Origin of the sequence: Gordonia sp. (in: high G+C Gram-positive bacteria), assembly GCF_049299075.1 — a bacterium.
GTDB lineage: Bacteria > Actinomycetota > Actinomycetes > Mycobacteriales > Mycobacteriaceae > Gordonia.
The window spans coordinates 1-5148 of record NZ_JBAQWU010000227.1; the positions used below are offsets into that span (position 1 = coordinate 1).

Below are 5148 nucleotides of genomic sequence, written 5' to 3' on the forward strand. Positions count from 1 at the left end.
GTGGTCAGGAGCGGTGGTCAGTAGCGAGTGCGGTCAGGCGCGCGTCTCGGCGGTTTCGGCGACCGCCAGCTCGACGGTGTCGTCGGCCGGCTGCGCCTGCGGTGTCTTGCGCGACCAGTCATCGTCCTGGCCCTTCCGCTGCTCACGGCGTACCAGTCCGCGGCCGATGCTGACACCGAAGAAGGCGGGCGCATAGGTGATCAGAGTGATGAACGAGACACCTGCGGTCATCTCGATCCAGAAGCTGGCCGGGCCCAGGCCATTGAGCCAGAACGTGCCCAGGAGCCAGCAGACCAGACAGGAGATGGCACCGGCGACCAGACCGGCTTTGAGCCACACCATGGTCAGATCCTGGTAGTCGTCCGGATCCGGATTGGCGCGGGCGTCGCGGATACCGTCGTAGCCACCCCAGATGACGGCGATGATCACCACGACGGCGATCGCGAGCCACCGGAACACCGGCGATTGGACCGGCCAGGCGATGATCGCAAAACCGAGAAGGATGCGCGCCGCAATGTTGACCGCAGCCATGACAAGGCCGCGGATCTGCCAAGGTTTCATGTGGACAACATACAAGGGTGAGAGATGGACAACAATGTCGGCATGCCCGTGAACTATGAAACAACCCCTGATTTTGCTGGCCGCCGCGCCCGGCTGGCCGCCGCGATCGGCGCCCTCGGGGCCGACGTGCTCGTCATCAGTGACCTGGTCAACCTGCGCTATCTGACCGGGTTCACCGGCAGCAACGGCAGCGCACTGGTGCGTACCGACGGCCCGGATCTGATCGCTACCGACGGCCGCTACCGCGCACAGGTGGCCGCCCAGGCCCCCGGGCTGGACGTGTTGATCGAGCGCGACACCGTCACCGCGCTCGTCGCGCTCCTGGCCGACCACCAGGGGGAGCTGCCGCTCCGGGTGGGCTTCGAAGCCGATGCGGTCACTGTCGCACAGTTCGCCGGACTGTCGGTGCTCTTGGACCGCGCTGGCCTGGAGCTGGTCCCGCTGCGCGGCACTGTCGAGAAACTGCGCGAGGTCAAGGACGACGGCGAGATCGCCCAGATCGAGGCCGCCTGCCGCCTGGGCGACAAAGCGCTCGCTACCCTGATCGAACGCGACGGAATCGTCGCCGGTCGCACCGAACGTGAGGTGGCGCGCGATCTGGAATGGATCATGTACGGCTGCGGTGCCGACGCGATCGCCTTCGAGACCATTGTCGCTGCGGGCGCCAACTCGGCGATCCCGCACCACCGGCCCACCGATGCGGTGTTGGCGAGCGGCGACTTCGTCAAGATCGATTTCGGCGCGGTCGTGGGCGGATACCACTCCGATATGACCCGCACTTTTGTGCTCGACCAGGCCAGCGACTGGCAGCGGGCCATCTACCAGATCGTTGCCGACGCCCAGCACGCTGGACGGATGGCCCTGCTGCCCGGTGCGGCACTGGCTGATGTCGATGCCGCCGCACGCGACGTGATCACCGCAGCGGGGTACGGCGAACAGTACGTCCATGGTCTCGGACACGGCGTCGGGTTGGCGATCCACGAAGCGCCGGGAATCGGGGCGGCGGCGACCGGTACACTACGTGACGGCGCGACCGTCACTGTCGAGCCCGGGATCTACCTTCCGGGGCGCGGCGGAGTTCGGATCGAAGACACCCTCGTAGTCACCGATTCCGGCGCACGATCGCTGACGACGTCCCCCCGGGCGCTGCAGGTCCTCTGACCAGTGGATCGCACACCTTCATTCTGATCATTAGGAGATCCACGCATGGCGACTACCGCTGATTTCAAGAACGGCCTCGTACTCAAGATCGACAACCAACTCTGGCAGATCATGGAGTTCCAGCACGTGAAGCCGGGTAAGGGACCGGCCTTTGTGCGCACCAAGATCAAGAACGTGCTGTCCGGCAAGGGCGTCGACAAGACCTTCAACGCCGGTGTCAAGGTGGAGACGGCGACTGTCGACCGTCGCGATATGACGTACCTGTACAACGACGGCACCGACTACATCTTCATGGACGGCGACACCTTCGACCAGATCTCGATTGCGCCGGAGACGCTGGGCGATTCGAGCCGCTTCCTGTTGGAGAACATGCGGGTGCAGGTCGCCACCCACGAGGATGCGCCGCTGTTTGTCGAGCTGCCGGTGACCGTCGAGCTCGTGGTGACCCAGACCGATCCGGGCCTGCAGGGTGACCGCTCCACCGGCGGCACCAAGCCAGCCACGCTGGAGACCGGCGCCGAGGTTCAGGTACCCCTGTTCATCAACTCCGGAGACAAGCTGAAGATTGATTCGCGCGATGGAAACTACCTCGGCCGTGTCAACAGCTGACCGACACTCCGAGCCGCGCGGACGTCACCGTCAGCGCCGCCGTGCAGTGGACCTTCTGTTCGAAGCCGAGGCCAAAGGAGTGCCGGCGACCGATCTGATCGCCGAACGCCGTGAGGCTTTCGCTGAGCACGACGCGGTCGGCGAGATGACCGGCTACGGCGTCGAGGCCGTGGCGGGCGTCGTCGCCGATGCGGGACAGATTGACGCCATTGTGGCGTCGCGGCTGGAGAACTGGAAGCTCGAACGGCTTCCGGCCGTCGACCGCGCTATCCTGCGGCTAGCCACCTGGGAGTTGCTCTACGCCCCGGATATCGACGTCAAGGTCGTCATCACCGAAGCCGTCAAATTGGCTGCGGAATTGTCCACCGATGATTCGCCGGCCTTCGTCAACGGCGTTCTGGACCGCATTGCGGTGCTGGCCCCCCAAGTGCGGGCGGCGGGTTCGGCGGAGTAAAAGTTTCGGGTAGAATTCCCGGGACGACAATTCCTTTAACGATCCGTTCAGTGAGGCGGAGAAGGAGGTCGGTGTGACAGCACCAGATTCAGCCGGAGCGGCCGCGAGAAATCCTGCGTGGCGCAGCCGGACCTTGATGAATGCGTCTGACGTCGGTCGGACCATTGCACGCATGGCGCATCAGGTGATTGAAAAGACCGCATTGGACGCGCTCGAACGCCCAGCGCCCGTGGTCCTGATCGGGATTCCCACCCGTGGCACCATCCTGGCGCAGCGCCTGGCGGCAAAGATCGAAGAGTTCAGCGGCGTCGAGGTGCCCACCGGCTACCTCGATATCACGCTCTACCGAGACGACCTCCGGGACAAACCGCACCGCCCCCTGGAGCGCACCATGGTGCCAGCGGCCGGCGTCGACGGTGCCCTGGTGATCTTGGTCGACGACGTCCTGTTCTCCGGCCGCACGGTGCGCGCTGCACTCGACGCGCTCCGCGATCTGGGCCGCCCCGCGGCCGTGCAACTGGCTGTGCTGGTCGACCGCGGCCACCGCGAACTGCCGCTGCGCGCCGATTACGTGGGTAAGAACATCCCGACGGCGCGCGATGAGGGCGTCGACGTCCGCCTCGTCGAGCACGACGGCGAAGATTGCGTCGTCGTCGCCTCTGGAACGCAGGCACGATGAAGCATCTGCTATCCACCGCCGACCTCACCCGCGAGGATGCCGTCGAACTGCTCGACGAAGCCGCCCGGTTCGAGCAGGCGTTGGCCGGTCGCGAAGTGCGCAAGCTCCCGACGCTGCGCGGCCGCACCGTGATGACTGTTTTCTACGAGAACTCCACGCGCACGCGCGTCTCCTTCGAGGTCGCGGGCAAGTGGATGAGCGCCGATGTGATCAACGTCAGCGCGTCCAGTTCGTCGGTCAATAAGGGGGAGTCGCTGCGCGATACCGCCAAAACCTTGCGCGCTCTGGGGGCCGACGCCTTGATCGTGCGGCACCCGGCCTCCGGGTCGGCGGCGCAGATCGCGCGGTGGACCAACGACGGCACCGATGTCCTCGGCCTCGCCTCGACCGGTCCGTCGGTGATCAACGCCGGAGACGGCACCCACGAGCATCCGACGCAGGCACTGCTGGACGCGTACTCGCTGCGCAGCAAGTTCGGTTCGCTCGACGGTCGCAAGATTGCGATCGTCGGCGACGTCCTGCATTCGCGGGTGGCCCGCTCCAATGCCCAACTGCTGTCCACCCTCGGCGCCGATGTGGTGCTCGTCGCTCCGCCGACACTGCTGCCCACCGGGGTTGATACCTGGCCGGTCCGGGTAAGCACCGAACTCGACGCGGAATTGCCCGGCGCCGACGCCGTGATGATGCTGCGCGTACAGGCCGAACGGATGAACGGCGGCTTCTTCCCGAGCACCCGCGAGTACGCGGCACGTTACGGGCTCAACGACAATCGGATGGCTCTGCTGCCCGCCCATGCCGCGGTGCTGCACCCCGGACCCATGCTGCGCGGGATGGAAATCGGCTTCGACGTCGCCGATGCGCCGCAGTCGGTGGTCCTCGACCAGGTCCGCGCCGGAGTACACGTCCGCATGGCGGTCCTGTTCCGGTTGCTCGCCAGCAACTCATCGGACGCCGGCGTGCCGGCCCACCACCAGTCAGGAGAGTCCCAGTGAGTGTCGCGGGTTCAGTTCTGCTCACTAACGTTCGGCCCTACGGTGAGGGCGAACCCGTGGACGTCGCGGTCACCGACGGTGTGATCACGGCGATCGGCACCGGTTTGGCTGCACCGGACGGGGCCGCGACGATCGACGGACGCGGGGGTGTGCTGCTGCCCGGCCTGGTGGACCTGCACACTCACGTCCGCGAGCCGGGCCGGGAGGATACCGAGACCATCGCCACCGGTAGCGCCGCGGCCGCCAAGGGCGGTTTCACCGCTATTTTCGCGATGGCCAATACCACTCCGGTCGCCGACAACGCGGCCGTCACCGACCTGGTCTGGCGGATCGGCCAGGAGGTCGGCCTGGTCGACGTCCATCCCGTGGGTGCGGTGACAGTTGGACTGGAGGGCCGTCAACTGGCGGAGATGGGCATGATGGCCGATGGCCTGGCCAAGGTGAAGCTGTTCAGTGACGACGGAAAATGCGTCCACGATCCGGTGATCATGAAGCGCGCGCTGGAATACAGCTCCGGGCTGGGCGTACTGATTTCCCAGCACAGCGAGGATCCGCGGCTGACCGTCGGTGCCGTGGCGCACGATGGTCCGACCGCCGCCCGGCTCGGTCTGGCTGGCTGGCCGCGCGCCGCCGAGGAGTCGATCGTCGCCCGCGATGCACTGCTCGCCCGGGACGCCGGGGCGCGGGTGCAC

At 66.4% G+C, this 5148-nt stretch carries 7 protein-coding genes; 6 read left to right on the forward strand and 1 reads right to left on the reverse strand.

Annotated elements, in window-relative coordinates; all coding sequences use genetic code 11:
• Nucleotides 1-33: 33 nt before the first annotated feature.
• A complete protein-coding gene (locus WAW85_RS07075; protein WP_422558919.1) occupies nt 34-561 on the reverse strand; it encodes a B-4DMT family transporter in 528 nt (175 codons plus the stop codon).
• Between the two features lie 42 nt (nt 562-603).
• Between WAW85_RS07075 and WAW85_RS07080 the strand changes: the two genes are divergently transcribed.
• The 6 genes from WAW85_RS07080 to WAW85_RS07105 all read left to right on the forward strand — a co-directional run.
• On the forward strand, nt 604-1722 hold the full coding sequence (locus tag WAW85_RS07080) for a M24 family metallopeptidase (protein ID WP_422558920.1): 1119 nt from the start codon (nt 604-606) through the stop codon (nt 1720-1722).
• 45 nt (nt 1723-1767) lie between these two features.
• Complete coding sequence (gene efp / locus WAW85_RS07085; protein WP_422558921.1) at nt 1768-2331, forward strand: elongation factor P; 564 nt, start codon at nt 1768-1770, stop codon at nt 2329-2331.
• The gene (nusB, locus tag WAW85_RS07090) at nt 2300-2785 is read left to right on the forward strand and encodes a transcription antitermination factor NusB (protein ID WP_422558922.1); all 486 of its coding nucleotides are present in this window, start codon (nt 2300-2302) and stop codon (nt 2783-2785) included. Before efp ends, nusB begins: the two co-directional genes overlap by 32 nt.
• Nucleotides 2786-2858: 73 nt before the next feature.
• Nucleotides 2859-3464, forward strand: coding sequence for a bifunctional pyr operon transcriptional regulator/uracil phosphoribosyltransferase PyrR (pyrR, locus tag WAW85_RS07095; protein ID WP_422558923.1), 606 nt, complete (start codon nt 2859-2861; stop codon nt 3462-3464).
• Nucleotides 3461-4456: an aspartate carbamoyltransferase catalytic subunit gene (locus WAW85_RS07100; RefSeq protein WP_422558924.1), complete on the forward strand. Its 996-nt coding sequence runs from the start codon at nt 3461-3463 to the stop codon at nt 4454-4456. Before pyrR ends, WAW85_RS07100 begins: the two co-directional genes overlap by 4 nt.
• Nucleotides 4453-5148 (forward strand): amidohydrolase family protein (locus WAW85_RS07105; protein ID WP_422558925.1); only part of this gene is annotated, 696 nt, incomplete at its 3' end. The genes WAW85_RS07100 and WAW85_RS07105, both read left to right, overlap by 4 nt.

Bases quoted from the DNA above. Each gene is read 5' to 3' on its own strand.
- WAW85_RS07075 (WP_422558919.1), bottom strand. From the start codon at position 561: ATGAAACCTTGGCAGATCCGCGGCCTTGTCATGGCTGCGGTCAACATT.
- WAW85_RS07080 (WP_422558920.1), top strand. From the start codon at position 604: ATGCCCGTGAACTATGAAACAACCCCTGATTTTGCTGGCCGCCGCGCC.
- efp (WP_422558921.1), top strand. From the start codon at position 1,768: ATGGCGACTACCGCTGATTTCAAGAACGGCCTCGTACTCAAGATCGAC.
- nusB (WP_422558922.1), top strand. From the start codon at position 2,300: ATGGAAACTACCTCGGCCGTGTCAACAGCTGACCGACACTCCGAGCCG.
- WAW85_RS07100 (WP_422558924.1), top strand. From the start codon at position 3,461: ATGAAGCATCTGCTATCCACCGCCGACCTCACCCGCGAGGATGCCGTC.